The organism is Kitasatospora sp. NPDC058243 (genome assembly GCF_042882025.1).
Taxonomy (GTDB): domain Bacteria; phylum Actinomycetota; class Actinomycetes; order Streptomycetales; family Streptomycetaceae; genus Kitasatospora.
Genome location: NZ_JBHVWW010000024.1, coordinates 21849 through 47289, shown reverse-complemented (window position 1 = coordinate 47289; position 25441 = coordinate 21849). Strand labels below are relative to the sequence as shown.

Sequence of the window (25441 nt, the reverse complement as noted above, 5' to 3'; positions counted from 1 at the left end):
CAGGGGCATGAGCAACGGACTGGCGCGCGCCTCGGTGCGCTTTCGACCCGCCTCCTTCGTGGGCACCCTGGTCGCCCTGCTGCTGGGCGCCGCCGTGGTGGTGGCCTGCGGCGTGCTGCTGCAGACCGGACTGACCGCGAGCGTCGCACCGCAGCGGTACGCGGGCACCCCGGTGGTGGTCGCGGCCGACCCGATGGTGCGGATCACCGCCAAGGTCGGCCGCGACACCGAGACCAGGGAGCAGACCACCCCCGAGCGGGCCCGGACGGACGCCGCCCTGGTGGGCCGGATCGCCGCACTGCCCGGGGTCGCCGCGGCCCGCCCGGACAGCGCCTTTCCGCTGCCGGCCGGCGCCGGCACCCCCGCCCTGACCGGCCGGGGCTTCGCCGCGCTCGGCATCGCCGGCCCGGCCGACCAACTGGTCGAGGGCCGTGCGCCCGGCGCCGACGAGGTGGTGCTGGACGCCGACACGGCGCGCGCCGCCCACCTCGCGCCCGGCGCGAAGCTCACCCTCACCGCCCCCGGCGGCACCGGCGACTACCGGGTCTCCGGCCTGGCCGCCGCCCAGTCGGCCGGCCCCACCGCCTGGTTCGCCGACGCCACCGCCGACCGCCTCTCCGGCCACCCCGGCCGGATCGACGCGATCGCCGTCCAGCCGCGCGAGGGCGTGGACCGCGCCGCGCTGGTCGCGCAGGTCCGCCAGGCCCTCGACGCCCAGGCCCCCGGCACCAAGGCCGTGGACACCAAGGCCGCCGGCACCCAGGCCATCGGCCTGGAGGCCAAGGCCGAGAGCGGCGGCGCCAAGGTCTTCACCGGCGACGGCCGCGGCACCGTCGAACAGCCCGCCATCGGCGAGGCCCGCACCCTGCTGATGGGGCTCGGCGGCAGCTTCGGCGGCTACGCCACCATGACCGCGATCTTCGTCGTGATGAGCACCGTCGCCCTGGCCACCGGCCAGCGCGCCCGCGAGTTCGCCCTGCTGCGCGCCATCGGCGCCACCCCGCGGCAGATCCGCCGCACCATCGCCACCGAGGCGATGCTGGTCGCGCCGGTCGCCGGGGCGCTCGGCATCCTGCCCGGACTGGCCCTGGCCCGCTGGTGGTTCGACGAACTGACCTCGCGCGGCGCCGTGCCGCAGGGCGTGCGACTGGACGTCGGCCCGCTGCCGATGCTCGCCGCCGTCCTCATCTGCACCCTCGCCGCGCTGACCGCCGGCTTCCTGGCCGCCCGCCGCCCCGCCAAGCTGCGCCCCGGTCAGGCGCTCGGCGCGGCCGCCGTCGAACCGGGCCACCCCGGCGTGGTGCGGACCGTCTTCGGGCTGCTCTTCGCCGTCGGCGGCGTGGTGGCCGCCGCCTTCGCGGCCGCCCTGGACGGCATCAACGCCGCCAACACCGCGCTCGGCGTGGTCATGTGCTTCATGCTGGCCGTCGCGCTGCTCGGCCCCTGGGTGGCGCGGGTCGCCGCCACGGTGTTCGGCGCCCCGCTGCGGGCCGGCGGCGCCCCCGGCTCGCTGGCCGCCGACAACACCCGAGCCAACGCCCGCCGGCTGGCCTCCGCGATCACCCCGATCGTGCTGGTCACCGCCTTCTGCGGCACCCTGCTGTTCCTCCAGAGCACCATCAGCCACGCCACCGGCGCGAACGTGCGGGACGGCATCGTCGCCGACCACGTGATCGGCTCCACCGGCCCCGGCCTGCCCGCGGGCACCGCCGCCCGGGCCGCCAAGGTGCCCGGTGTGGACGCCGCGGTCGGCGTGCTGCGCACCGCCGCCGTGTACACCCACGACATGCAGCTCGGCTCCGCCACCGCGCTCGGCGTCGACGGCGACCCGGCCCGGCTGTCCCGGGTGCTCGACCTGGGCGTGCGCAGCGGTTCGCTCGCCGACCTGGGCCGCGCCGCCGACACCGTCGCCCTGGACGCCACGCTGGCCGACGCCCTGGACGTCAAGGTCGGCGACCGGGTGCCGCTGCGGCTCGGCGACGGCACCCCGGTGCAGCCCGCCGTGGTCGCCGTCTACGACCGCGGGCTCGGCTTCGGCCAGGTGCTGCTGCCCCGGGCGGTCGTCGCCGGGCACGTCACCGCCGGGTACGACAGCCAGGTGCTGGTCGCCGACGCGCCGGGCGCCGACCGTACGGCGGTGGCGGCCGCGCTGGCGGGCCTCGCGGGCCCCGGCGGGGCGACCGTGACCGACCGGGCCGGATTCGTCGCCCAGTCCGACAAGATGATGGAGCTGAACGCCTGGGCCAACACCGTGATGGCCGGCGTGCTCGGCGGGTTCGCCGCCGTCACCGCCGTCAACACCCTGGTGATGACCGTCCTCGACCGGCGCCGCGAGGTCGCCCTGCTCCGACTGGCCGGCACCACCCGGCGCCAGGTGCGCGGCATGATGCGCTGGGAGGCGCTGCTGGTCGCCGCGACCGGCCTGGTGATCGGCGGGGGGATCGCCTGGATCGCCCTCGTCCCGATCGCCCGGGGCGTCGCCAACTCCTCCCCGTACATCCCGCCGGCGCTCGCCCTGCCGCTGGCCGCCGGAGCCGTCCTGCTCTGCCTCGGCGCGACCGGGCTGCCCGCCCGGGCCCTGCTGCGCACCCGCCCGGTGGCGCTGGGCGCCGCCCGGCAGTAGCCGAGGCCCGTGAAAAGCCCGAAGGGCCCCGTCCGGTACCGCCGGAAGGGGCCCTTCGGGCTGGTCACGGCACCTGCCAGGTCCTGTCCGGCCGATCTTGCCGGGCCCGCGACGCGCCCCCAGCCTGGCGGCCGGGAGGTACCCCCAGGCATCCCGCCTGGACGCACGCCCGAATCGCCCAAGTACGTCCAGTGCGAGGGCGATCCGGGCGCACGCCCAGCCGGGCGCCCACCGCCGCGGGCTGATCCGCCAAGATCGACCGGACAGGACCTAGAGGATCGCTGGACGGCCACACCTGAGCCTCGCTCGTACGGGTGACAAAAGCCGGGCCGAGTAGGCGCAATGGGGTAGCCGGGAAAGTCCAAACCCCTTTATTGGAGCTGATCGTGATGTCGGATCAGCTACGCTCTCGCCCGCCCCGTCGGACCCGCCCGACCCGCCGAAGCAGAGAGTAGCCCGACATGAGCAGTCCTCCCGCGGCCGCCGCGCCCCGCTGGCCGCTGATCCTGCTGCGCATCACCGCGACCACCCTGGCGGTCCTGGCCCTGCTCCAGGTCATGCTGGCCGGCAGCTTCCTCAACGGCACCTACGAGTCCCTCAAGGACCACGAGGGCAACGCGATGACGCTGGCCACCGTGGTCCTCTGCCAACTGGTGGCGGCCGCGCTGGTGCGCCGGCCCGGTCGCGGCCCGCTCTGGCCGCTGTGGAGCACCGCCGTGCTGACCGTCGCCGTCGTCGGCCAGATCGCGGCCGGCTACGCGCGGTCGATCAGCGTGCACGTCACCCTCGGGGTGCTGCTGGTCAGCGGGGTCCTGTTCGGGCTGGTCGGCGCCTGGCGGCTGCCGCTGCCCGCCCGCGCGGACCACCTGCCCGAGCCGGACGGCAGCGGACGCCTGCCGCGCCCCGGCGGGCCGCTGGAGGTGTCCAAGTGAACCGTCGACGGTTCCTGGGCGTCGGCGCCTCCGTCCTCGGCGCGGGCGCGCTGGCCGCCGTCGCCGGCCCCGCCGCCGCCCGGCTGTTCGCCGAGGGCCACCCCGGCCGGCTGCTCAGCAGCGGCCTCGACCTGCCCGAGCCGTTCCAGGTGCCGCTGCCGGTGCCCGCGGTGCTCCAGCCGGTGCGCACCGACGCGACGGCCGACTACTACGAGATCACCCAGCGGGTCGCCGAGCTGGAGATCCTGCCCGGCGTCAGGACCGAGGCCTGGACGTACGGCGGCACCTTCCCCGGGCCGACGGTGGTCACCCGGTCCGGCCGGGCGGCGGTGGTCAAGCACCGCAACGAGCTGCCGGTGCCGTCCGTGGTCCACCTGCACGGCGGCCACACCCCGGCCGACAGCGACGGCTACCCCGTCGACCTGCTGCTGCCGGTCGGCTCCTCCGGCGCGGGCCGGGGGGCGGCGGGCATGCCGGGGATGTCCGACATGCCCGGCATGGCGGGGATGGGCCACGAGGCCGGGCGCACCGCGGAGGGCGAGCGCACCCACACCTACCCGGGCAAGCAGCGCGCCGCCACCCTCTGGTACCACGACCACCGGATGGGCTTCACCGGCCCCGGCGTCTGGCGCGGCCTGGCCGGCTTCCACCTCGTCCACGACGACGAGGAGAGCGCCCTGCCGCTGCCGCGCGGCGACCGCGACCTCCCGCTGATGCTCGCCGACCGCTCCTTCACCGAGGACGGCTCCTTCCGCTACCCCGCCATCGACGAGGACCTCGCCTCGCCCGGCGTCACCGACGACTACATGAACGGCGTCCTCGGCGACGTCATCCTCGTCAACGGCGCCCCCTGGCCCCGCCTCGACGTCGACCGCGCCCGCTACCGGCTGCGTCTGCTCAACGCCTCCAACGCCCGCCCCTACCGGCTCCGGCTCGACCCGCAGCCCTCCGGCGGCGACGCCCTCGTCCAGATCGGCTCCGACGGCGGCCTGCTCGCCGCCCCGATCGCCCACGACGTGCTGGAGATCGCCCCCGCCGAGCGCTTCGACATCGTCGTCGACTTCTCCCGCTACGCCCCGGGCACCTCGGTGCGCCTGCTCAACCTCTTCGGCAGCGGCCGTACGGCGGAGGTGATGCGCTTCGACGTCTCCGGCAAGAAGGTCGGCGACGACTCGACCGTGCCCGACAAGCTGTCCGCGGTCGAGGAACTGGACGCCTCCGCCGTCGACGTCACCCGCAAGTTCATCTTCCGGCGCAGCGGCAGCTACGGCTGGACCATCAACGGCGACCTGTACCGGCCCGGCCACGACCTCGCCCGGCCCGCCCTCGGCAGCACCGAGCGGTGGCGCTTCACCTCCGACCTGCACCACCCCGTCCACGTCCACCTCAACCAGTTCCAGGTGCTCAGCCGCAACGGCCGCGACCCGGGCCCGTACGACGGCGGCTGGAAGGACACCGTCGACCTGCGCCCGGCCGAGGCGGTCGAGGTCCTGGTGCGCTTCACCGACTACCAGGGGACGTACATGATGCACTGCCACAACCTGGAGCACGAGGACATGGCGATGATGGCGGACTTCACCGTGCAGTGAGCCGGGGGCCGGGGGGCTTCGTCCGGCGGGCTTCATCCGGTCGGCCGAGTGCCGGAGGGCGCGCGGTGCGCGTTCCGGCACTCGTGGCCTAGCGTCGCGGGGAGACGCACCCCGCCCGCCGTTTCGCCGTTTCGTCTTCCCGCCGTCCCCGCCGTCCCGCCGACCGAGGAGCCGCGCATGACCACCCCCGCCGAACGCCGCCGGCACGGCCGGGCCGCCCGTGACCGCGTCTCCCGCTCCGCCCACGGGCGGTGGATCCCCGCCGCCGACCGGCCCGACCCGGTCGAGGTGCTGGTGCGCCAGGGCGAGGGCCGGGTCGCCCGGCTGCTGCCGATCCGCTACGGGCGGATGGCCGACACCCCCTTCGCCTACCTGCGCGGCGCCGCCGCCGTCATGGCCGCCGACCTCGGCGCCGTCCCCGACACCGGCCTCACCGTCCAACTCTGCGGCGACGCCCACCTGGTGAACTTCGGCTTGTTCGCCTCGCCGGAACGCGCCCTGCTCTTCGACGTCAACGACTTCGACGAGACCCACCCCGGCCCCTTCGAGTGGGACGTCAAACGGCTGGCCGCCAGCATCGCCGTCGCCGCCCGCGACCACGGACAGGACGAGGACCGCGCCCACCGCGCCGCCCGCACCGCCGTCCAGGGCTACGCCACCGCCATGCGCCGCCTCGCCGGGCTCGGCGAACTCGACGTCTGGTACTCCCGGATCGACGCCGGCGACCTGCTGGCGCTGCTCCGCAAACCCCGGCAGCGCAAGCGCGCCGAGGCCGACCTCGCCCAGGCCCGCCGCCGCACCAGCCTGCACGCCTTCGGCAAGCTCACCGAGGAACGCGACGGGCAGCGGCGCATCATCAGCGCGCCACCGCTCGTCGAACCGCTGAAGAAGAACGAACTGCGCGACATCGGCAAGGTGTTCAGCGACTACCGGGCCGCCCTCGCCGAGGACCGTCGCGTCCTCCTCGACCGCTACCGCTTCGTCGACGCGGCGATGAAGGTCGTCGGTGTCGGCAGCGTCGGCACCCGCTGCTACATCGTCCTGCTGGAGGGCCGGGACACCCGCGACCCGCTGTTCCTCCAGCTCAAGGAGGCCGGGCGGTCCGTCCTGGAGGACCACCTGCCGCCCACCCGGGTCGACGCCGAGGTCTCCGTCCACCGCGGCGGGCGCCGTGTCGTCACCGGCCAGCACCTCATGCAGGCCGCCGGCGACATCTTCCTCGGCTGGACCGTCGGCCCCGCCGGGCGCCACTTCTACGGCCGCCAACTGCGCGACATGAAGGGCTCGGTCGAGGTCGCCGACCTGGCCCCGTCCGGCCTGCGCGCCTACGCCGACCTGTGCGGCCGCACCCTCGCCCGCGCCCACGCGCGCACCGGCGACCGCCTCGCCATCGCCGGCTACCTGGGCGGCGCGGACGCCTTCGCCGAGGCGATCGCCGACTTCTCCGTCCGGTACGCCGACCAGACGGCGCTCGACCACGCCGAACTGGTCGCCGCGATCGACGCCGGCCGGATCGCCGCGACCCCGGGCGTCTGAGCACGGCGCGCCCCCCGGGGGGGGATACGGGGGGTGCGGAAAACGGGTTGCCCCGGCGGGCGCGGTCGGCGTTGGCTGGCCCGCATGACCGAACTGCGCACCGACCGCCTGCTCCTGCGCCCCTGGCGGGACACCGACCTCGCACCCTGGGCCGCGATGAACGCCGACCCCGAAGTCCGCGAGCACCTCGGGGACGTCCTCACCCGCGAGCAGTGCGACGCCTCGGTGGCGCGCTTCGAGGCCGGGACCGCGGCGCGCGGATACGGCTGGCTGGCCGTCGAGGTGCGCGCCACCGGCGAGTTCGTCGGCCTGGCCGGCCTCGACGAGGTCGACGAGGGCCTGCCCTTCACCGGCGTCGAGATCGGCTGGCGCCTCGCCCGCACCGCCTGGGGCCACGGCTACGCGACCGAGGCGGCCCGCGCCGTCCTCGCCCACGGCTTCGACGCCCTCGGCCTCCCCGAGATCCTCGCCGTCACCACCGCGACCAACCACCGCTCGCAGGCCGTCATGCGCCGCCTCGGCATGACGTCCGACCCCGCCGACGACTTCGAGGACCCGACCGCCCCCGAGGGCCCGCTGCGGCCCAACGTGCTGTTCCGCCTCCGCCGCGAGCAGCGGGCGGGCTGACGGCGGGCCGGGAACGAGCCGGGAACGGCCTGACGGCGGGCGCGCCCCGCGGCTCGGCGCCGTTGTCAGTGGCGTGTGGTTGGGTGATCCACATGCTGGCGATCGGGGTGCAGGAGAACGACGGGACGCGCCACCTCCGGGTGGAGGCGGCCGAGTTGGCGCGGCTGGTGCGGCGGATCGGCGCGAAGGGCGACCGCTTCCTGGTCGCCCAGCGGATACCGGACCTGCCGGACGTCTTCATCCAGGTGTGGCACGCCGAAGGCGGCGAGTACACGCTCGAACACCGCGACGGCTCCGCCGCCCGGCACTTCGAGGTGCGCACCGACGGGCCCGAGGCGGTCATCGCCGCGATGACGGACTGGGCGCGGCACGAGCCGGGCTGGGGCGACGGCCTGGACTGGCAGCCGCTCGACCTGGGCCCGCAGTCCGAGCCCGCCCCGCCGCTCGACCTGCCGGCCGAGGACCTGCGACAGTTGCACGACCGGCTGCGCCTCACCCTGGCCGGTGGCTACACCACCCGCGCCGAGCTCGCCGAACTCGCCGAGGACCACCTGGTCTCCGGCGACCACCGCCCGCCCTCCCGCGACCAGGCTGAGCAACTGGCCGACCGGCTCTGGCTGGAGCGCGTCGGCGAGCAGACCGGCTGGATCGGCGAGACCGACCCGGAACGCCTCACCCGGGCCTTCGCCGCCCTGGCGGAGGCCGGCATCACCGCCCGGGAGCACTTCAGCTGCTGCGGTTCCTGCGGCGACGCCGAGATCGCCGCCGCCGGGGCGCTGGACGCCCGCGGCTACGTCTACTTCCATACCCAGTCCACCGACTCCGCCGCCGCCGGCCACGGCCTCGCCCTCCGCTACGGCGGCTTCGACGCCTCCCCGCTGACCACCACCGCCATCGGTCACGAGGTGGCCGCCGCGCTCACCGAGGCCGGCCTGCCCGCCCGCTGGAACGCCGACCCCTCCCATGCGATAGAGATCCGCCCGCTCCTCTGGCGCCGCCGCCTGACCGGGTGAGGCTCGCGGCTCCGACGGGGAGACGGGTGGGTCACGGCACCAGGAGGTGGAGGGCGCCGGGGGCGGCGCTCACGTCGACGGGGAGGGCCGCGATGAACTCGCCGTCGGCGTAGGCGGTGATGGCGGGGGAGTCGATCCGCAGGGATGCGGTGCGGTGGGTGGTGACTTCGGGGTGGGTGGTGTGGGTGCCCTTGAAGAGGGTGGGGAAGAAGCGGGCGATGCGCAGCCGGGGCATGGCGGCGACGAGGGTGAGGTCGAGGAGGCCGTCGTCCGGGAGGGCGTCGGGGCAGATGAGCATGCCGCCGCCGTAGCTGCGGGTGTTGCCGACGGCGGCCAGGGTGAGGTCGCGTTCGATGACGGTGCCGTCGGCGAGGGTGATGCGGAAGGGCAGCGGGCGCAGGTTGGCGAACTCGGCGAGGATGGCCAGGTTGTAGCGCATCCGGCCGCGGGGCCAGCGCAGGCGGTTGGCACGGTCGCTGACCAACGAGTCGAAGCCGGTGGCGAGGACGGAGCCGTACCAGCGGGTGGTGCCGTCGGCGGCGGTGACCAGGCCGAGGTCGACGGTCCTGGTGCGTCCGGCGGCGACGACGTCGGCGGCGGCTTCGGGGGTGGCGAGCGGGAGGCCGTAGGCACGGGCGTGGTCGTTGCCGGTGCCGGCGGGTATCACGCCGAGCGGGACGGCGGTGCCGGCGACGGCCTGGAGCGCGAGGTTGACCATGCCGTCGCCGCCGACGGCCACGACGGCGTCGACGCCGTCCGCCACGGCCCGGCGGGCGAGGCGGACGGCGTCCTCGGGGTCGCGGCCGGCGTGCCGGTCGACCTGGAGGCCGAGGGTGTGCAGACGGGCGACGGCCCGGTGGGCGGCGGGCGCGGCGTGGCCGGCACCCGCCGCCGGGTTGCTGAGGACGGCCACTCGCCTGATGGCTCGCGGACCGCCGGTCACGGGATCAGCTTGCCGGGGTTGAGGATGCCCGCCGGGTCGAGTTCGGCCTTGACGGCGCGCAGGATGCGCACGCCGAGCTCGCCGATCTCGTCGCTCATCCAGGGCCGGTGGTCGGCGCCGACGGCGTGGTGGTGGGTGATGGTGCCGCCGGCGGTGACGATGGCGTCGCCGGCGGCGCGCTTGGCGGCGGCCCACCGGGTGAGCGGGTCCTCGCCGAGGGCGGCGACGACGGTGAAGTAGAGCGAGGCGCCGGTCGGGTAGACGTGCGAGATGTGGCAGAGGACGAGGGCGCCGGGCAGGGCGGTGGTGAGGGCCTCGGTGACGGCGGTCCGCAGCTGCGGGAGCCGGCTCCAACTGGTCGCGGTCTCCAGGGTTTCGCAGAGGGCGCCGGCGCCGAGCAGGGAGTCCCGCAGGTAGGGGGCGTTGAAGCGGCCGTGTTCCCAGGCCCGGGCGGGGGCCTCGCCGACAGACGTGGCGCCGGCGGCGAGCAGGGTGTCGCGGGTGAGCCGGTGGCGGGTGGCGACCTGTTCGGCGGTGCCTTCGAAGACGGTGACGGCGAGGCAGCCGGTGATGGCGGGGGCGCCGCCGATCTGTTCGGTCGTGGCGAGGTTGACCATCGTCTCGGCCTCGTCGGAGAGCCGGATGACGGTGGGGCCGGTGCCGGCCTGTTCGACGGCGCGCAGGGCGGCGCTGCCGGTGGCGAAGTCGGGCAGGCTCCAGGCCTCGTAGGCCTTGACGGCGGGCAGCGGGTGAACGCGCAGGCGGACGGCGGTGATGACGCCGAGGGTGCCTTCGGAGCCGAGGAAGAGTTCGCGCAGGTCGGGGCCGGCGGCGGAGGCGGGGGCGCGGCCGAGGTCGAGCACACCGGCGGGGGTGACGACGCGCAGACCGCGGACCATCTCGTCGAAGCGCCCGTGGCCGGCCGAGTCCTGGCCGGAGGAGCGGGTGGCGGCGAAGCCGCCGAGGGTGGCGTAGCGGAAGCTCTGCGGGTAGTGGCCGAGTTCGTAGCCGCGTTCGGCGAGCAGGGCCTCGGCGGCGGGGCCGGTGAGGCCGGCGCCGAGGACGGCCTCGCCGGAGGTCTCGTCGAGGTCGTGGAGCCGGTCGAGGCGGCGCAGGTCGAGCGAGATGACGGCGGTGAGGCCGCCGCGTTCGGGGTCGAGGCCGCCGACGACGCTGGTGCCGCCGCCGAACGGGACGACGGCGATGCGGCGTTCGGCGCAGAGCGCGAGGACGGCGGCGATCTCCTGCTCGTCGCCGGGCAGCACGACGGCGTCGGGCGCGTCCTGGGGGTCGCGGCTGCGGCGGCGCAGCAGGTCGGGGGTCGACTTGCCGCCGGCGCGGGGGAGCCGGTCGGCGTCGGCGGCGCTGACGTTGGTCTCGCCGACGGCGGCGGCGAGGGCCTTGAGGTCGTCGGCGGCGATCCGCGAGGGGTGCAGGACGACCTCGTCGGCGGCCGGTCCGGGGGTGGCGTCGCCGGTGACGCCGAGGGCGGCGGCGAGCAGTCCCTTGATGTCCGCGGACAGCTCCTTGGCGAGGGCCGGGTCGCCCCAGGCGTCCCACTTCATCGGGGGGAGCGGCAGCGCGGCGCCGGCCGGTCCCGCTTGCGTCTCAGATGCCATGCGTTACAGTTTCACACATCATGTCAAGTAGTAACGCCGAGCCCCCTGGCAGTCCCGCGCGCAGCACCGACGACGCGATCCTGGACGCCGCCGCCGACCTGATCGTCCATCTCGGCGTGCGCCGAACGCAGTTGGCGGAGATCGCCCGCCGCGCCGGGGTCAGCCGGCCGACCGTCTACCGGCGCTGGCCGGACGTCCGGGCGGTGATCGGCGCCCTGCTCACCCGGGAGATCCGGGCCACCCGGGAGGGCGTCGCCCTGACCCTCGGGGGCGACGGCGCCCCGATCGGCCGGGAGGCCTTCGTCGACGGGGTCGTCGAGGTGGCCGTCCGGCTGCGGGACCACCCGGTGCTCGGCGCGCTGCTGCGCTCCGCCGACTCCGACCTGCTGCTGGAGTACGTCGTCGAGCGGCTCGGCACCAGCCAGCGCGGCCTGCTGGAGGCGCTGCGGGCCGGCATCGAGCAGGGGCAGGCGCACGGTTCGATCCGGTCAGGGGAGCCGGTCGAACTGGCCGCCATGGTCCTGCTGATCGCCCAGTCCACCGTCCAGTCGCACCGCATGGTCGCCTCCCTGCTGCCGGAGGCTGCCTGGCGGCGCGAACTGACCAGAGCACTGAACGGATACCTCGCGCCATGACCTCGACGCCCGCCGGATCCTCCGCCGCTCGCTCCGCCGCTCCTTACGCCGGCTCCAGCCGACTCGACGTCGGCCGGCGCCGGGTGGAACTCGAAGCGCTGGGGGACCGCCCGCGGGTCGACCTGCTGGTGATCGGCGGCGGCGTCACCGGCGCCGGGGTGGCCCTGGACGCCGCCTCGCGCGGGCTGCGCACGGTGCTGGTCGAGTCCCGCGACCTGGCGTTCGGCACCAGCCGCTGGAGCTCCAAGCTGGTGCACGGCGGCCTGCGCTACCTCGCCTCCGGGCGGATCGGGGTGGCCCGGGAGAGCGCGATCGAGCGCGGCGTGCTGATGACCCGCACCGCCCCGCACCTGATCCGCGCGCTGCCCCAACTGGTGCCGCTGCTCCCGGGGTTGCTGCGCCCCGGGCAGGCCTCGCTGATCCGGGTGGGCTTCCACGCCGGGGACGCGCTGCGGCTCGGTGCCGGGACGCCGGGCGCGCTGCTGCCCCGGGTGCGCCGGATCGGCGCCGCGCGGACGCGGCAGCTGGTGCCGGGCGTGCGGACCGCCGGACTGTCCGGCGCGCTGGTCGCGCACGACGGCCAACTCGTGGACGACGCCCGGCTGGTGGTGGCGCTGGCGCGGACCGCGGCGCAGTACGGCGCCACCGTGCTGACCAGGGTGCGGGCGGAGTCCGTGACGGGCGGCTGCGCCCGGCTCACCGACACCGTCACCGGGCAGTCGCTGACCGTCGAGGCCGGCGCGGTGGTCAACGCCACCGGCGTCTGGGCGGGCGAGGTGGACCCGTCGATCAGGCTGCGCCCCAGCCGGGGCACCCACCTCCTGGTGGACGCCGCCGCGCTCGGCCACCCGACCGCGGCGCTCACCGTGCCGGTGCCCGGTTCGACCAGCCGCTTCGTCTTCGCGCTGCCCCAGCAGCTCGGCCGGGTGGCGATCGGGCTGACCGACGAGGACGCGCCCGGTCCGATCCCGGACGAGCCGCAGCCCGCCGAGAGGGAGCTCGCCTTCCTGCTCGACACCGTCAACGCCGCCCTGAGCACCGCGCTGACCAGGGCGGACGTGCGCGGCGCGTACGCGGGGCTGCGGCCGCTGATCGACACCGGGGGCGGCAGCACCGCCGACATCTCCCGGGAGCACGCGGTGCTGGAGTCGCCGTCCGGGCTGGTCACGGTGGTCGGCGGCAAGCTCACCACCTACCGGCGGATGGCCGAGGACGCGGTGGACGCCGCCGTCCGGCTGCGCGGCCTGCCGGCCCGGGCCTGCTGGACGGCCCGCCTGCCGCTGGTCGGGGCCCCGACCCACCGGGACAGCCGTCCGCTCCCGGCGGGCGCCGTGCCCGGCTCGCTGCTCGCCCGCTACGGCGGATCGTCCCAGGAGGTGGTGGCCGCCGGGGAGTTGACGTCGATCGCGGAAGGCCTGGACGTGACGCGCGCCGAGGTCGCCTACGCCGTCACGCACGAGGGCGCGCTGGACGTCGCCGACGTGCTCGACCGCCGGACCAGGATCGGTCTGGTCGCCGAGGACGCCGAGCGGGCCCGGAAGGCGATCGAGGAGATCGTGGCGCAGCGACTGTAGCGGGCAAGTCGCCCGGGAGATGGCGCTCAGCGCGCCGCGCGCTCCGGCATCGGGTGCTCGGCTCCCGCGACCTCCAGGACGCAGGAGTACGGGTGCTCGGCCGCGCCCGTGCGGTCCAGCCGTACCGAGAGCGGCAGCGGCGGCTCCTCGGCGAGTTGGGCGGCGAGCGTCAGCGGGTAGACGCCGTGCCCGTGGACGCGGTGGAAGGCGCATTCCTTGCCGTCCACCAGCAGCTCGGTCTCGGTGATCCAGCCGGAGCGGACGTTGACGGTGACCGAGTGCCCGGCCTGGTCGAAGTGGAAGCTGTACCGCTGGCGCATGGGGAACCTCCCGCGCGGGGGCCGCCGGTCGGGGCGGACCAGGGGATCCACCGCCAGTCTAGGGTGGCCACCGGGTCTCGGCCCGGCGGGTGCGGCGGCCGGGGCGGCGGGTGGTTCCCGGTGGAGCCCCTGAGAAATCCCCGGGGTGGGCCCCGACCGCAGGTGGATTCCCGTGATCTCTACAGTGTTGTAGATTCGTCCGCAGGGAGAGATCGAGGAGGGCATTGTGGGAGTTTCGCTGGCCAAGGGCGGCAACGTCTCGCTGAGCAAGGAGGCGCCCGGTCTGAGCGCCGTGATCGTGGGTCTCGGCTGGGACGTGCGCACCACCACTGGCGCCGACTACGACCTGGACGCCAGCGCGCTGCTCTGCAACGCACTCGGCAAGGTGGTCTCGGACCAGCACTTCGTCTTCTTCAACAACCTGCGCAGCCCCGATGGTTCGGTCGAGCACAGCGGCGACAACCTGACCGGTGGCGGCGACGGCGACGACGAGCAGATCAAGGTCGACCTGGCGCGGGTGCCGGCCGACGTGGCGAAGGTGGTCTTCCCGGTGTCGATCTACGACGCCGACGCCCGGCTGCAGAGCTTCGGGCAGGTCCGCAACGCGTTCATCCGGGTGCTGAACCAGGCCAACGGCCAGGAGATCGCCCGTTACGACCTCAGCGAGGACGCGTCCACCGAGACCGCGATGGTCTTCGGTGAGCTGTACCGCAACGGCGCGGAGTGGAAGTTCCGCGCCATAGGGCAGGGTTACGCCTCCGGTCTGCGCGGCATCGCGACCGACTACGGCGTCAACGTCTGATCGCAGCAGGTGGATCGCAGCAGGTGATCTGACGGGGTTTCGGCGGCCACGGGCCTGTGCGGCCCACGCTCACTCGGGACGCCCGAGGGCGTGGCCGCCGAAACCCCCGCTGCCGGTGAGCTGGCCGTGCCACCAGGCGACCATCCCCGGCTCGTCCATGGTCGACCAGTCCGGTGCGGCGGCGACCTGCTCCCGGCCGAGCCGTCGGCCCAGTTCCACCAGCTCCCGCCCGACCACGCCCCGCTCCTGGTCGTACGCGGCCAGCACGGACGGCCAGGAGTCGCCGTGCGCGGCGGCGGCCCGCCCGGCCTGCTCGAAGGCGTGCGCGTCCTGCAAGGCCTTCACCGCGCCGCTGGTGTTGTGCGGGCGGACGACGGTGGCCGCGTCCCCGCCGAGGAGAAGCCGGCCGGCCGTGCGGCGCGGGGTCTCCAGGTCGTAGACGGGCTGGAGGAAGGTCCGCTCGCGCGGGGTGAGGGTGACCAGGGCGGCCCAGTACGGCGGCAGGTGCCGTTCGGCGAGCCGGCGCAGGTCGTCCAGCTGCCCGTCGGTGAGGGTGCCCGCCGGGATGCTGGTCGGGCCGTCGAGGCGCAGCCAGGCGGGAGTGGGCGCGTAGAAGACCCAGTTCACCTGGGTGCTGCCGGGGGTGAGCCCGGGGATGCGGTAGATCACGACCTGGCCGCCGGGGTAGCAGACGGTGGCGCACTCGTCCTCCGGCCAGGCCGCGGACCCGCCGGGCAGCTCCGCCAGCAGTGCGGCGTCGTAGCTGCCGCGCCAGCACACGTACCCGGCGTATTCGGGCCGGGCCTGCGGGCAGACCGCCGCGCGGACCACCGAGCGGTAGCCGTCGGCGCCAATCACCAGGTCGTGCGGTTCGCGGGTGCCGTCGGGGCCGGCCGTCCAGGCGCCGTCCTGGTCGGTGCCGGCCGCGGTGACGGTGTGGCCTTGCCGGAACTCGATCCGGTCGGGGGTGCGTTCGCGCAGGGCCTGCCAGAGGACGGCCCAGTGGTGGGAGTGGAACGGCATCGGCTGGTTCCAGAGCACCCGCCCGCGCCCGTCCGGTCCGTCGCCGCCGCGGTCCTCGGCCGTCTCCCGGGTGACCCAGCGGCGGACGGTGAGGCGGTGGCGGCGGACGCCGTCGTGGAGGTGGCCGGCGCGGACCAGTTCGTCGAAGCGGTCGTCGTTGATGCAGATCCCGACGCCGCGGTCCTCCAGCTGGCCCTCGCTGCGTTCCAGGACCACGATCCGGTCCGCTCCCAGCCGGGCGGCGGCCCCGGCGAAGGCGCTTCCGGCGATGCTGCCGCCGATCACGGCTATCGAGCTATCCCGCATGGCGGTCCTCTCCCAGCTGCCCACACTATCGATCTGACAATACGCGGACCATGTCCGCGAGTTGGTGGGAACCGGCAGAGCGCGGGGCCCCGGCCCGCGACCCCGTTATGCAACTAGTTGCACATCGAGCCACCGTCCCCTACCCTGCGGTAACAACGACCCCCGCCGCCCCCAGGAGACGTCGATGAGCGCGTCGATGAGCACCACCCCCGGCAGCAGCCGCTACCCGCACCTGCTCAGCCCGCTCGACCTCGGCTTCACCACCCTGCCCAACCGCGTCGTCATGGGCTCCATGCACGTCGGCCTGGAGGAGGCCCCCGACGGCTACCGGCGGATGGCCGCCTTCTACGCCGAACGGGCCCGCGGCGGCGTCGGCCTCATCGTCACCGGCGGCATCGCCCCCAACGAGGCCGGGCGCCCCTGGGAGGGCGGCGCGATGCTCACCACCGAGGCCGAAGCCGACCGCCACCGCGTCGTCACCGACGCCGTGCACGCCGCCGGCGGGAAGATCGCCCTGCAGATCCTGCACTTCGGCCGCTACGCCTACCACCGCGACCTCGTCGCCCCCAGCGCCCTCCAGGCCCCGATCAGCCCCTTCGTCCCGCACGAGCTCACCGCCGCACAGGTCGAGCAGACCATCGAGGACTTCGTCCGCTGCGCCGAACTCGCCCGCCGCGCCGGGTACGACGGCGTCGAGGTCATGGGCTCCGAGGGCTACCTGATCAACGAGTTCGTCGTCGCCGCCACCAACCGGCGCGAGGACGAGTGGGGCGGCCCGTACGAGCGCCGGATGCGCTTCCCGGTGGAGATCGTCCGCCGCGTCCGCGAGCGGATCGGCGAGGACTTCATCATCGTCTACCGCCTCTCCATGCTCGACCTGGTGCCCGGCGGCTCCACCCTCGACGAGGTCGTCCGCCTCGCCCAGGCCGTCGAGGCCGCCGGGGCGACCATCATCAACACCGGCATCGGCTGGCACGAGGCCCGCATCCCCACCATCGCCACCTCCGTGCCGCGCGGCGCCTTCGCCTGGGCGACCAGGAAGGTGATGGGCACGGTCGGCATCCCGCTGGTCACCACCAACCGCATCAACACCCCGGAAATCGCCGAGCAGTTGCTCGCCGACGGCTGCGCCGACCTGGTCTCGCTGGCCCGCCCGCTGCTCGCCGACGCCGACTTCGTCGCCAAGGCGGAAGACGGCCGCGCCGACGCCATCAACACCTGCATCGGCTGCAACCAGGCCTGCCTCGACCACACCTTCAGCGGCCTGATCACCTCCTGCCTGGTCAACCCGCGCGCCTGCCACGAGACCGAACTCGTGCTCGCGCCCACCAGGTTGCGCAAGCGCATCGGCGTCGTCGGAGCCGGCCCGGCCGGGCTCGCCTTCGCCGTCTCCGCCGCCGAACGCGGCCACGACGTCACCCTGTTCGACTCCGCCGCGGCGATCGGCGGGCAGCTGAACACCGCCCGACTCGTGCCCGGCAAGGAGGAGTTCGACGAGACGCTGCGCTACTACCGCACCCGGCTCGCCGAGTTGGCCGTCACCCAGCGCCTCGGCACCACCGCCACCGCCGAGCAGCTCGCCGCCGAGAACTTCGACGAACTCGTCCTCGCCACCGGCGTCACCCCGCGAACCCCCGCCGACCTCGCGGGAGTTGACCACCCCAGCGTGCTCGGCTACCTCGACGTCCTGCGCGGCGGCGCCCCCGTCGGCGAGCGGGTCGCCATCCTCGGCGCGGGCGGCATCGGCTTCGACGTGGCCGGCTTCCTCACCGACCCGGGCGACGCGGCCAGCCTCGACCCGGCCGTGTTCCAGGCCAAGTGGGGCATCGACCCGGAGTACCGCGAGCGCGGCGGACTGCGCCGCCCCGAGCGGCCCGCACCGCCGCGCGCCGTCCACCTGCTCCAGCGCAAGACCAGCAAGGTCGGGGCCGGGCTCGGCAAGACCACCGGCTGGATCCACCGCACCGAACTCCGGCACCGCGGCGTCACCATGGTCGCCGGCGCGACGTACGACCTGATCGACGACGCCGGCCTGCACTTCACCGTCGACGGCGAGCGCCAACTGCTGCCCGTGGACACCGTGGTGCTCTGCACCGGCCAGGAGCCGCGCCGCGACCTGTACGAGGCGCTGCGCGAGCGCGGCCTGGAGGCCCACCTGATCGGCGGCGCCGACGTCGCCGCCGAACTCGACGCCAAGCGGGCCATCAAGCAGGGCACCGAACTGGCCGCCGCGATCTGACCCTTCCTTGCGCGCTGGGTCCTGTTCGGCCGGACAGGACCTGGGCACGCCTTGGGCACGCCCTAGGATCGACGGCATGTCGCTGCCGCACGCCATCCTCACCGCCCTGCTGGAGAAACCGTCCTCGGGGCTGGAGCTGACCCGGCGCTTCGACAAGTCGATCGGCTTCTTCTGGCCCGCCACCCACCAGCAGATCTACCGCGAACTGGGCCGGCTGGAGGCCTCCGGACAGATCCGGGCCCTCCAGCCGTCCGGCCCCGTCCGCGGACAGAAGAAGGAGTACGAGGTCCTGCCCGAGGGCCGCGCCGAACTCGCCCGCTGGACGGCCGAGGGCGCCGCGCCGCGCGCCGTCCGCGAACCGCTGCTGCTACGGCTGCGCGCCGCCGCGGTGGTCGGTACGGACGGCCTGGCGGCCGAGGTGCGGCGGCACCTGGCGCTGCACCGCGCGCAGTTGGACGACTACCGGGAGATCGAGCGGCACGACTTCCCGGCCGAGACGACGGCCGGGGAGAACCGCCTCCAGCACGCCGTGCTGCGGGCGGGCATCGGACTGGAGGCCTTCTGGGTGCAGTGGCTCACCGAAACCCTCGAAACCCTCGAAACCCTCGAAGCGCTCGAAACCCCCGAAACCCCCGAAACCCTCGAAACCCTCGAAGCACTCGAAGCGCTCGAAGCACTCGAAGCGCTCGAAACCCCCGGACCGCTTCCGCCGGACCAGCCGGACCAGGGGGCCTGACCTGCGGTGATCCGCGCCCGCGAGCCCCGTATCAGGCCCGGTGGGACACTGGTGCCTGTCCCTGCCCGCACTCTCGACCGGGGGGCCCGCATGTCCCACCCGAAGCCGCTCCACGCCCTCGCCGCCGCCGCCCTCGCCGCGGCGGTCGCCTTGGGCCCGGCCCACCTCGCCGCGGCCGCGACGCCCGGCCAGCCCGCCCAGGGCCTGCCCACCTCCGAGCAACTCACCGCGGCCCTGCTCACCGTCGACGACATCGGCCCAGGCTTCACCCAGGTCCCCAGCACGGCCAGCCCCAGCGCCGGCCCCAGTACGATGCCGTCCCCGGCCAACGGCTGCGACGCCCTCAGCGACCTGATCAACATGCACACCGGCATCCCCGGCCCCGAGACCCCGCACGCCGAGGCCGAACTGGACGGTCCGGGCGGCAACCCGATGGTGACCGAGTCCCTGACCGCCGAGGACGCGGGAAAGCTCACCACCGACTTCGACGCCGCCACCGCGGCCCTCAAGAGCTGCCACACCATCACCTTCAGCGCCGGCACCAACGACTCGGTGACCTTCACCGTCACCCCGGTCACCCTCGGCGACCGCCAGGACGCGCCCGCCGTCCGCCTCGACGGCACCCTGGCCGGCGTCCAGCTGAACGCCTTCGTCGGCGTCGAGCGCTTCGGCACCGTCGGCATGGCCTTCGGCTTCTTCCAGCGCGGCGGCGACTCCTCCCAGCTGGCCTCCTTCCAGTACCGCGCCGCTGTCGCCAAGGTCCAGCGCGCCCTCGGCGCCACCGCCGGCAGCACCACCCCGCCCACCGCCACGGCCCCCGTCACCCAGGGCACCTCGGTCTGAGCCGGACGACGCGACGGCCCCCGTCGGGCAGGCAGCCCGACGGGGGCCGCGGCGTGCGGTGCGCGGGGAAGCGTTGCGGCCGGTGCTGGTGGGGCTGTATCGGGCGGGTGCGGAGCCGGCGGTGTCGGCCGGTCAGGCGCTGATGCGCCGCCGGTCCCGTGCGGGGGCCGGCGCCTGGATCGGGGCCGGGGTGCGGCCGGCGAGGCGGCAGCCGAGGCAGTGGGGGTGGCCCCGGCGGCCGGCCGGGTCGGGGGTGCGCCAGTGCCGGTGGGCGGGCGGGCGCGGGCCGGTGGGCTTGCCCCAGCCGGCGAGGTGGAGCAGCCAGCCGGCGAGCGCGCCGAGGGCGGTGAGGATCCCGCCGGCCCAGAGCCCGGCGGCCGAGCCGAGGACGAGGGCCGCGCCCGCGACGGTGAAGCCGAGGATCGCGATGACGGAGCCGGTCCAGCCGGCGATGGTGTGCCCCATGTCGTGGTCGCCGTGTGCGCTCATTGCTCCTCGTTTGGTGTGATGGGCAGGTCGGGATGGACGGGTCGGCCGTTTATCTCACGAGCTAAGTAACTTAGATGCTAAGGAGATATCGAGTGAAGGGCAAGCCGCGCCCCCGGGCGACGCCCGAGCAGGCGCTCTACGCGATGGACCGGATGATCGCGCTGGCGCAGTTCGGCCAGCAGGACATCGCCGCCCGGCTCGGCCTCAACGTCACCGACCTGACCTGCCTCGGCTTCGTCATCGAGGCCGCGATGGCCGGGGAACCGCTGGCCGCCGGCGACCTCGCCGAGCGCGCGCAGCTGACCACCGGCGCCGTGACCGGCGTGCTCAACCGGCTGGAGAAGACCGGCTACGCCCGCCGCGAGGCCGACCCGGCCGACCGTCGGCGCGTCCGCGTGGTGATGGCGGAGGACGCGCAGCAGCGCATCCTCCAGGTCTACGGCCCGTTCTACGAGCGGATCGGCGTGCTGTTCGCCGACTACACGCCGGACGAGATCGCGGTGATCGCCGACTGGTTCACCCGGGCCAAGGGGGTGCTGGGGGAGTCGCTGGACGAGATCCGGGCCGAAACGCCGTAGCGGCCGACCCCCCGGGGAGGGGCCGGCCGCCACGGTCTCGGAGCAGCGTCGCGGTGCAGCGCCTCGGTGCAGCGTCGTGGAGCAGCGTCGCGGGGCGACGTCTTGGTGCAGCGCCTCTGGGCAGCGCCTCAGGGCAGGTACGTCACCTCGGGGAAGGCCGCGGACGGGCCGTCGAGGAGGCGGCTGGGGCGGCGCCGCAGGTGCAGGTCGAAGAAGGCCACCGGGTACGCCTGCTGGATCTTCACCGCGCGGACCGGGTCGAGGGTGCCGATCATGTCCCGGACCTGCTCGTCGGTCAGGCCGAGGAGCTTGGCGGCCTGCGGGATCAGCACCTGGTCGTCGCCGTACGAGACGTGCACGGCGCCCTGGGCCTGGACGTCGAGCCGCCAGCCGCGCAGGTGCGGCCAGAACTCGGCGACGGCCGGCTGGCCGGCCCGGGTGAACGCGGCGGTCATCATCATGAACGGCCGGTCCAGGTCGGTGGTGATGGTCGGCTGCATCGGGCCGTCCAGGCTCAGCCCGGCGCGGACGCGCCGGTCGGCGAGCATGGTGTAGGCGGTGGCCGTGCCGCCCTTGGACCAGCCGAACATGCCGATCCGGTCCGGGTCGAGGGCGTGCAGCAGGCCGGCGGGCAGCGGCCTGCCGTCGGTGTCGGGGTTGCGCCCGGCGGCGAGGGCGTCGACCTGGTCGAGGAGGAAGCGGATGTCCGCGGCGAAGTCCTTCGGCCCCATCGGGATGCTCCGGTCCGGGGTGAGGACCAGGCCGTCGGGGAACTCGGTGATCGCGTCGCGGGTGTGGTCGACGGTGACCACCACGTAGCCGTGGCTGGCGAGTTCCTGGACCATCACGGTGTGGTCGGCGCGGTGGCTGTGCGCGCCGTGCGAGTAGACGACGACGGGCAGGCGGCGGCCCGCGCGGTGGACCGGGGCGCCCACGCGGCCGGAGGTGAGCGGGGCGAGGGCGGGGTCGATGGCGAAGCCCGTGTCCGCGAGGAACGCCCGCAGTGCGCCGTCGGCCATCCAGGGCGCGAGCGGGTACTCCCCGGCCTCGCGGGCGGGGTACCAGACGCTCGCCATCAGCTCGCGGAACCGGCCCGGGCCGGCCAGCGGGTCCGGGCGGGAGGCGTCGAGCAGGTGCAGCGGGACGGTGCCCACGGGGTGCGGCCCGGTGGGCTCGGGCAGGGTGAGCCGCGCCGGGCCGCCGGTGGGGGTGGTGGCGGTGGTGACGGTCCCGGGTGTGGCGGCCCCGCCCGCCGCCCACGCGGGGTGGGCGAGGGCGAGCGGTGCGGCCGCCCCGGCGGCCCCGGCGGCCAGTGCGGCCCCCAGCAGGCGGCGGCGCGTCATGGCGTGTCGGCTCGTGAACGGCGTGGTGGTCATGGGCCCTCCCTGGGTGTGCTGGACAGAACCGGGCCGAGGCGCGCGGTCTTCGCAGGTGCGGCCGTCGTTCGACACCGGTCCGCCAGGGAAGCGCCCCTGACGGACCGTCCGATGGATCTCCGTGCACCTGAACGGAAGGCTGTCATCGCGGCGTACCCGGCCACATCCGACCACCGGATGACGGTGCGGCGGCGCGCATTGGCCCGGGGGTTTACATCCGTGGGCTGATGCGGCGGCGTGCCGGGGCGGGGTGGCGCATAGCGTTCACGCTCAATCCAACGCAACGGATGGCGTGACTGACGTTGCGTTAAATCCGTAACTGTTGCAACGATAATGAGATTCTGACCTGCGATGATGCTGATTGTGCGCAACATGCCTGTTGCCGTGAAGCGTGAAGGCAACGTAGCGTTTCCGTTGTCAGAAAGAACGAGCCACAGGAGAGCATCATGCAGAAGTTCGCCACCCCCGCCCCGGTCTCCGCCGTCCTCGACATCCCCGCCGGGCGCATCCGGCTCATCGCCGCCGACCGGGCCGACACCACGGTCGAGGTCCTGCCCGCCGACGCCTCGAAGAGCCGCGACGTGAAGGCGGCGGAGCGGACCACCGTCGAATACGCCGACGGCGTCCTGCGGATCGAGGCGGCGGCGGCCGAGAACCGGATCCTCGGCCAGTCCGGCACCGTCGAGGTGACCGTCCAACTGCCCGCCGGCTCCCGCATCCAGGCGAAGACGGCCAGCGCCGAACTCCGGGGCGTCGGACGCCTCGGCGACGTCACCTTCGAAGGCGCGCAGGCCTCGGTCAAGCTCGACGAGACCGCCGGCGCCCACCTCGCAGTCCTCGCCGGCGACATCTCCGTCGGCCGCCTCGACGGCCCCGCCGAGATCACCACCGCCAAGGGCGACATCCACATCACCGAAGCCGTGCACGGCGCGATCACGCTGCGCACCGAGGCCGGCGACGTGTCCGTCGGCGCCGCCCGCGGCGTCTCCGCCTCCCTGGACGCCGGCGCCACCTACGGCCGGATCCACAACACGCTCAAGAACACCGACGGCGCCGCCGCCGGCCTGAGCATCCACGCGACCACCGCCTACGGCGACATCACCGCCCGCAGCCTCTGAAGCCCCAGCCCCGGCCCGAGCCCCAGCCCGCACCCGCACACTCCGATCGCGAGACAAGGAACAACCATGAGTGAATCCCGCCACGCCGCCGAGATCGCCGTCGAGGACGCCGCAGGTCAGGACCGCCCGGAGCTCCAGCAAGCCATCCAGGAGTTCGTCGACGCCGGTTTCGCCGGGATACAGCTGCGCGTGCACGACGAGCACGGGGAGTGGGTCGGCAGCGCCGGGGTGCGCAAGCTGGGCGAGGCCGCGAAGCCGTCGGTGGACGGGAAGTTCTGGGTGGGCAGCACCACCAAGACCTTCGTCGCGACCCTGGTGCTGCACCTGGTGGCCGACGGCGCGACCGGGCTGGACACCCCGGTGGCCGACCACCTGCCGCAGTTCGGGCTGGACCGGCGGATCACCGTGCGGATGCTGCTCCAGCACACCAGCGGCCTGGCCAGCTACACCGGCGACCTCGAACCCGACGGGACGTTCGTGCCGGGGATCCCCGCGATGGGCAAGGAGTGGGTGGACAACCGGTTCCACAGCTACCGGCCCGAGGAGCTCGTGCAGTTCGCCCTGTCCAAGCCGGCACGGTTCGAGCCGGGCACCGACCAGAGCTACTCCAACACCAACTACACGCTGGCCGTGCTCCTGATCGAGCAGGCCGCCGGCCGCCCGTACGCCGAGGAGATGCAGCGGCGGATCCTTCGGCCGCTCGGACTGCGGGACACCGTGGTGCCGGGCGACTCGCCGGAGCTCCCCGCGCCGCACGCCCACGGCTACTACCGCTACCAGGACGGCGACCAGTGGAAGCTGGTCGACGTCGCCCGCCAGAACCTCTCCCTCCTGGTCGGCGCCGACGACCTGATCTCGACCACCCGGGACCTCCACACGTTCTTCGCCGCACTCCTGGGCGGCAAGCTCCTGCCCGCCCCCCTGCTGGACGAGATGCGCACGCCGCACGGGATGCTCGGTTACGGCCTGGGCCTGTTCATCCAGGACCTCGGCCCCGACGGCGGCACCATCGTCCACCACAACGGCGGCGCCCCCGGCGGCTACGGGGCACTGATGATCGGCACACCCGACGGCAGCAAGACCCTGACCGCCGGGCTCACCACCGGCGACTCCGCATCCGACCCGGCACAGGAGTTCCCCAAGGCGCTGGACCGGCTCATCACGGCGGTGTTCGGCGGCGGCAGCGGTGTGCGGGCCGAGGGCTGACGGCGTGCGGTTTCGGCGTGAGGAGTGGGAAGTCGACAGGCCCGACTTCCCACTCCGTTCGCTGAAGGGGTGGTGCCCCGGCGCGCAGCGGTGGTGAGGTGGTGGTGAAGCGCGAAGCCGCGCTCCGGAAGGTGGTCGGCGTCGTCGCGTTAGCGTCGCGCTCCGCGATGGTGAAGCGGCGTGGCGTAATGCAGTTCCTTGTCAGGCAAGTTCCTTTCCCGAAACGGGAGTTGGTATCTGCCTATGCGTCGGAAGATTGTTGCGCTCTGGAGATGGTGGCGCGGGCCGTCGAGGGGGACTTCGACTGGCGCGGGAAAACCCGCAGCGCCCTGGACGTACGCTGGCCGTGGATTCGACGAGCACCGAGAGTGCTGGTTCGAATGCGGAGGGTTGGCCCGCAGGTCGGCCCGGATCAGTCGGTCGAACGGGTGGGTGATTATCGTGGGTGGCGTCGAGCGCACGGTCTTCGATGACGGCGAGACGGTGGAGAACTCCGATGGAGTTGCGGAGTTTTACGCTGCGGTGGGCAAGCTGATCAGGCACTTCCGGGAGCGGGCCGGGCTGACGCAGCGTGAGCTGGCTGAAAAGCTCGGGTACAGCGAGGACCAGCTGGGAGCGGTCGAGCGCGGCAAGCGGACGCCCAGAGTCGAGATCCTCACGAAGGCGGACGAAGTCCTCGGCGCGGGCGGCGCGTTGCTGGTCGTCGCGGACGACGTGATGAAGGCGAAGATTCGGATCAGCGAGCGGCACCCGGCTTCCTCAAGGGCCTTCACGTCCGAGGAAGGCCGGGCCGTTGAGATCCACGAGTACAGCACGATGGTCATCCCGGGGCTTCTCCAGACTGAGGCCTACATTCGGGCGCTGTACGAGATGCGGCGGCCGCTGCTCTCTCCCGAGCAGATCGATGAGTGGGTAGCGGCGCGGCTGGCTCGGCAGGAGATCCTGACCCGATGGCCCCTGCCGGTGGTGACGTGGGTGGTAGACGAGAGCGTGCTGCGTCGACCCCTGGGTGGGTGGGACGTCCACGCGGAGCAGCTCCGGCATCTCCTCAAGGTGGGGCAGGTGCGAGGGCCCGAGCTCCAGGTGATGCCGCTCGACCGGATGAACCACGCTGGCATGGGCGGCTCCTTCACGATCCTCACCCCTCCCGGTCGGCCGCAGGTCGCCTATGCGGCTGCGCAGCACGTGAACCGGTTGATCACGGATCCGGTGGAAGTCCGTAATATGGCCGCACGGTACAGCAGCATCAGGGCACAGGCCCTGGGCCTGAGGGAGTCCCTGGCCCTGATCGAGATGATCCTGGGAGAGCGGTGA

At 74.1% G+C, this 25441-nt stretch carries 21 protein-coding genes and 1 pseudogene; 16 read left to right on the top strand and 6 right to left on the bottom strand.

What is annotated here, in order from left to right; translation table 11 throughout:
* Positions 1-7 precede the first annotated feature (7 nt).
* From ACFVX9_RS18025 to ACFVX9_RS18000, 6 genes are all read left to right on the top strand, one after another.
* Positions 8-2623 (top strand): FtsX-like permease family protein, encoded by a 2616-nt coding sequence (locus ACFVX9_RS18025; protein WP_387982436.1) that lies wholly within the window; start codon positions 8-10, stop codon positions 2621-2623.
* A 461-nt stretch (positions 2624-3084) separates the two neighbouring features.
* Positions 3085-3555 (top strand): hypothetical protein, encoded by a 471-nt coding sequence (locus ACFVX9_RS18020; RefSeq protein WP_387982435.1) that lies wholly within the window; start codon positions 3085-3087, stop codon positions 3553-3555.
* A complete protein-coding gene (locus ACFVX9_RS18015) occupies positions 3552-5144 on the top strand; it encodes a multicopper oxidase family protein (protein ID WP_387982433.1) in 1593 nt (530 codons plus the stop codon). Before ACFVX9_RS18020 ends, ACFVX9_RS18015 begins: the two co-directional genes overlap by 4 nt.
* 177 nt (positions 5145-5321) lie before the next feature.
* On the top strand, positions 5322-6680 hold the full coding sequence (locus tag ACFVX9_RS18010; protein ID WP_387982431.1) for a DUF2252 domain-containing protein: 1359 nt from the start codon (positions 5322-5324) through the stop codon (positions 6678-6680).
* Between the two features lie 84 nt (positions 6681-6764).
* The gene (locus ACFVX9_RS18005; protein ID WP_387982429.1) at positions 6765-7307 is read left to right on the top strand and encodes a GNAT family N-acetyltransferase; all 543 of its coding nucleotides are present in this window, start codon (positions 6765-6767) and stop codon (positions 7305-7307) included.
* A 92-nt stretch (positions 7308-7399) separates the two neighbouring features.
* Complete coding sequence (locus ACFVX9_RS18000) at positions 7400-8320, top strand: DUF6891 domain-containing protein (RefSeq protein ID WP_387982427.1); 921 nt, start codon at positions 7400-7402, stop codon at positions 8318-8320.
* A 31-nt stretch (positions 8321-8351) separates the two neighbouring features.
* Here ACFVX9_RS18000 and ACFVX9_RS17995 read toward each other — a convergent pair whose 3' ends face one another.
* Positions 8352-9263 carry a diacylglycerol kinase gene (locus tag ACFVX9_RS17995; protein WP_387982425.1) on the bottom strand — a complete coding sequence of 304 codons (912 nt, stop codon included), beginning with the start codon at positions 9261-9263 and terminating at the stop codon, positions 8352-8354.
* On the bottom strand, positions 9260-10882 hold the full coding sequence (locus tag ACFVX9_RS17990; protein ID WP_380478270.1) for an FAD-binding oxidoreductase: 1623 nt from the start codon (positions 10880-10882) through the stop codon (positions 9260-9262). The genes ACFVX9_RS17995 and ACFVX9_RS17990 overlap by 4 nt, the downstream gene beginning before the upstream one ends.
* A gap of 20 nt (positions 10883-10902) precedes the next feature.
* Here ACFVX9_RS17990 and ACFVX9_RS17985 point away from each other — a divergent pair, with 20 nt between their 5' ends.
* Positions 10903-11517: a TetR/AcrR family transcriptional regulator gene (locus ACFVX9_RS17985; RefSeq protein ID WP_063349765.1), complete on the top strand. Its 615-nt coding sequence runs from the start codon at positions 10903-10905 to the stop codon at positions 11515-11517.
* On the top strand, positions 11514-13091 hold the full coding sequence (locus ACFVX9_RS17980) for a glycerol-3-phosphate dehydrogenase/oxidase (protein ID WP_387982423.1): 1578 nt from the start codon (positions 11514-11516) through the stop codon (positions 13089-13091). Before ACFVX9_RS17985 ends, ACFVX9_RS17980 begins: the two co-directional genes overlap by 4 nt.
* 26 nt (positions 13092-13117) lie before the next feature.
* Here ACFVX9_RS17980 and ACFVX9_RS17975 read toward each other — a convergent pair whose 3' ends face one another.
* Positions 13118-13411, bottom strand: coding sequence for a hypothetical protein (locus ACFVX9_RS17975; protein ID WP_063349769.1), 294 nt, complete (start codon positions 13409-13411; stop codon positions 13118-13120).
* 226 nt (positions 13412-13637) lie between these two features.
* Here ACFVX9_RS17975 and ACFVX9_RS17970 point away from each other — a divergent pair, with 226 nt between their 5' ends.
* Positions 13638-14213: a TerD family protein gene (locus ACFVX9_RS17970; RefSeq protein WP_063349770.1), complete on the top strand. Its 576-nt coding sequence runs from the start codon at positions 13638-13640 to the stop codon at positions 14211-14213.
* Positions 14214-14282: 69 nt separating this feature from the next.
* Here ACFVX9_RS17970 and ACFVX9_RS17965 read toward each other — a convergent pair whose 3' ends face one another.
* Complete coding sequence (locus ACFVX9_RS17965; RefSeq protein ID WP_380478274.1) at positions 14283-15542, bottom strand: FAD-dependent monooxygenase; 1260 nt, start codon at positions 15540-15542, stop codon at positions 14283-14285.
* 184 nt (positions 15543-15726) lie between these two features.
* Between ACFVX9_RS17965 and ACFVX9_RS17960 the strand changes: the two genes are divergently transcribed.
* The 3 genes and pseudogenes from ACFVX9_RS17960 (at position 15727) to ACFVX9_RS17950 (ending at position 19360) form a co-directional block, all read left to right on the top strand.
* Complete coding sequence (locus tag ACFVX9_RS17960) at positions 15727-17781, top strand: FAD-dependent oxidoreductase (protein WP_387982421.1); 2055 nt, start codon at positions 15727-15729, stop codon at positions 17779-17781.
* A 76-nt stretch (positions 17782-17857) separates the two neighbouring features.
* Positions 17858-18394, top strand: a pseudogene (locus ACFVX9_RS17955) (PadR family transcriptional regulator); the annotation flags it as partial.
* A 213-nt stretch (positions 18395-18607) separates the two neighbouring features.
* Positions 18608-19360 carry a hypothetical protein gene (locus tag ACFVX9_RS17950; RefSeq protein ID WP_380478279.1) on the top strand — a complete coding sequence of 251 codons (753 nt, stop codon included), beginning with the start codon at positions 18608-18610 and terminating at the stop codon, positions 19358-19360.
* A gap of 132 nt (positions 19361-19492) precedes the next feature.
* Here the strand turns inward: ACFVX9_RS17950 and ACFVX9_RS17945 are convergent, their stop codons facing one another.
* The gene (locus tag ACFVX9_RS17945) at positions 19493-19849 is read right to left on the bottom strand and encodes an HGxxPAAW family protein (RefSeq protein WP_387982419.1); all 357 of its coding nucleotides are present in this window, start codon (positions 19847-19849) and stop codon (positions 19493-19495) included.
* 92 nt (positions 19850-19941) lie between these two features.
* Between ACFVX9_RS17945 and ACFVX9_RS17940 the strand changes: the two genes are divergently transcribed.
* Positions 19942-20427, top strand: a complete 486-nt coding sequence (locus ACFVX9_RS17940) for a MarR family transcriptional regulator (protein WP_387982417.1) — start codon at positions 19942-19944, stop codon at positions 20425-20427.
* Positions 20428-20555: 128 nt separating this feature from the next.
* Here the strand turns inward: ACFVX9_RS17940 and ACFVX9_RS17935 are convergent, their stop codons facing one another.
* Positions 20556-21803 carry an alpha/beta hydrolase family protein gene (locus tag ACFVX9_RS17935; RefSeq protein WP_387982416.1) on the bottom strand — a complete coding sequence of 416 codons (1248 nt, stop codon included), beginning with the start codon at positions 21801-21803 and terminating at the stop codon, positions 20556-20558.
* 446 nt (positions 21804-22249) lie between these two features.
* On the opposite strand from ACFVX9_RS17935, the gene ACFVX9_RS17930 reads away from it, so the two are divergent.
* The 3 genes from ACFVX9_RS17930 to ACFVX9_RS17920 all read left to right on the top strand — a co-directional run bounded on the left by ACFVX9_RS17930 (position 22250) and on the right by ACFVX9_RS17920 (position 25441).
* Positions 22250-22921, top strand: coding sequence for a DUF4097 family beta strand repeat-containing protein (locus ACFVX9_RS17930; protein WP_387982414.1), 672 nt, complete (start codon positions 22250-22252; stop codon positions 22919-22921).
* 66 nt (positions 22922-22987) lie between these two features.
* A complete protein-coding gene (locus tag ACFVX9_RS17925) occupies positions 22988-24127 on the top strand; it encodes a serine hydrolase domain-containing protein (RefSeq protein ID WP_387982412.1) in 1140 nt (379 codons plus the stop codon).
* A gap of 441 nt (positions 24128-24568) precedes the next feature.
* Positions 24569-25441: a Scr1 family TA system antitoxin-like transcriptional regulator gene (locus ACFVX9_RS17920; RefSeq protein ID WP_380335811.1), complete on the top strand. Its 873-nt coding sequence runs from the start codon at positions 24569-24571 to the stop codon at positions 25439-25441.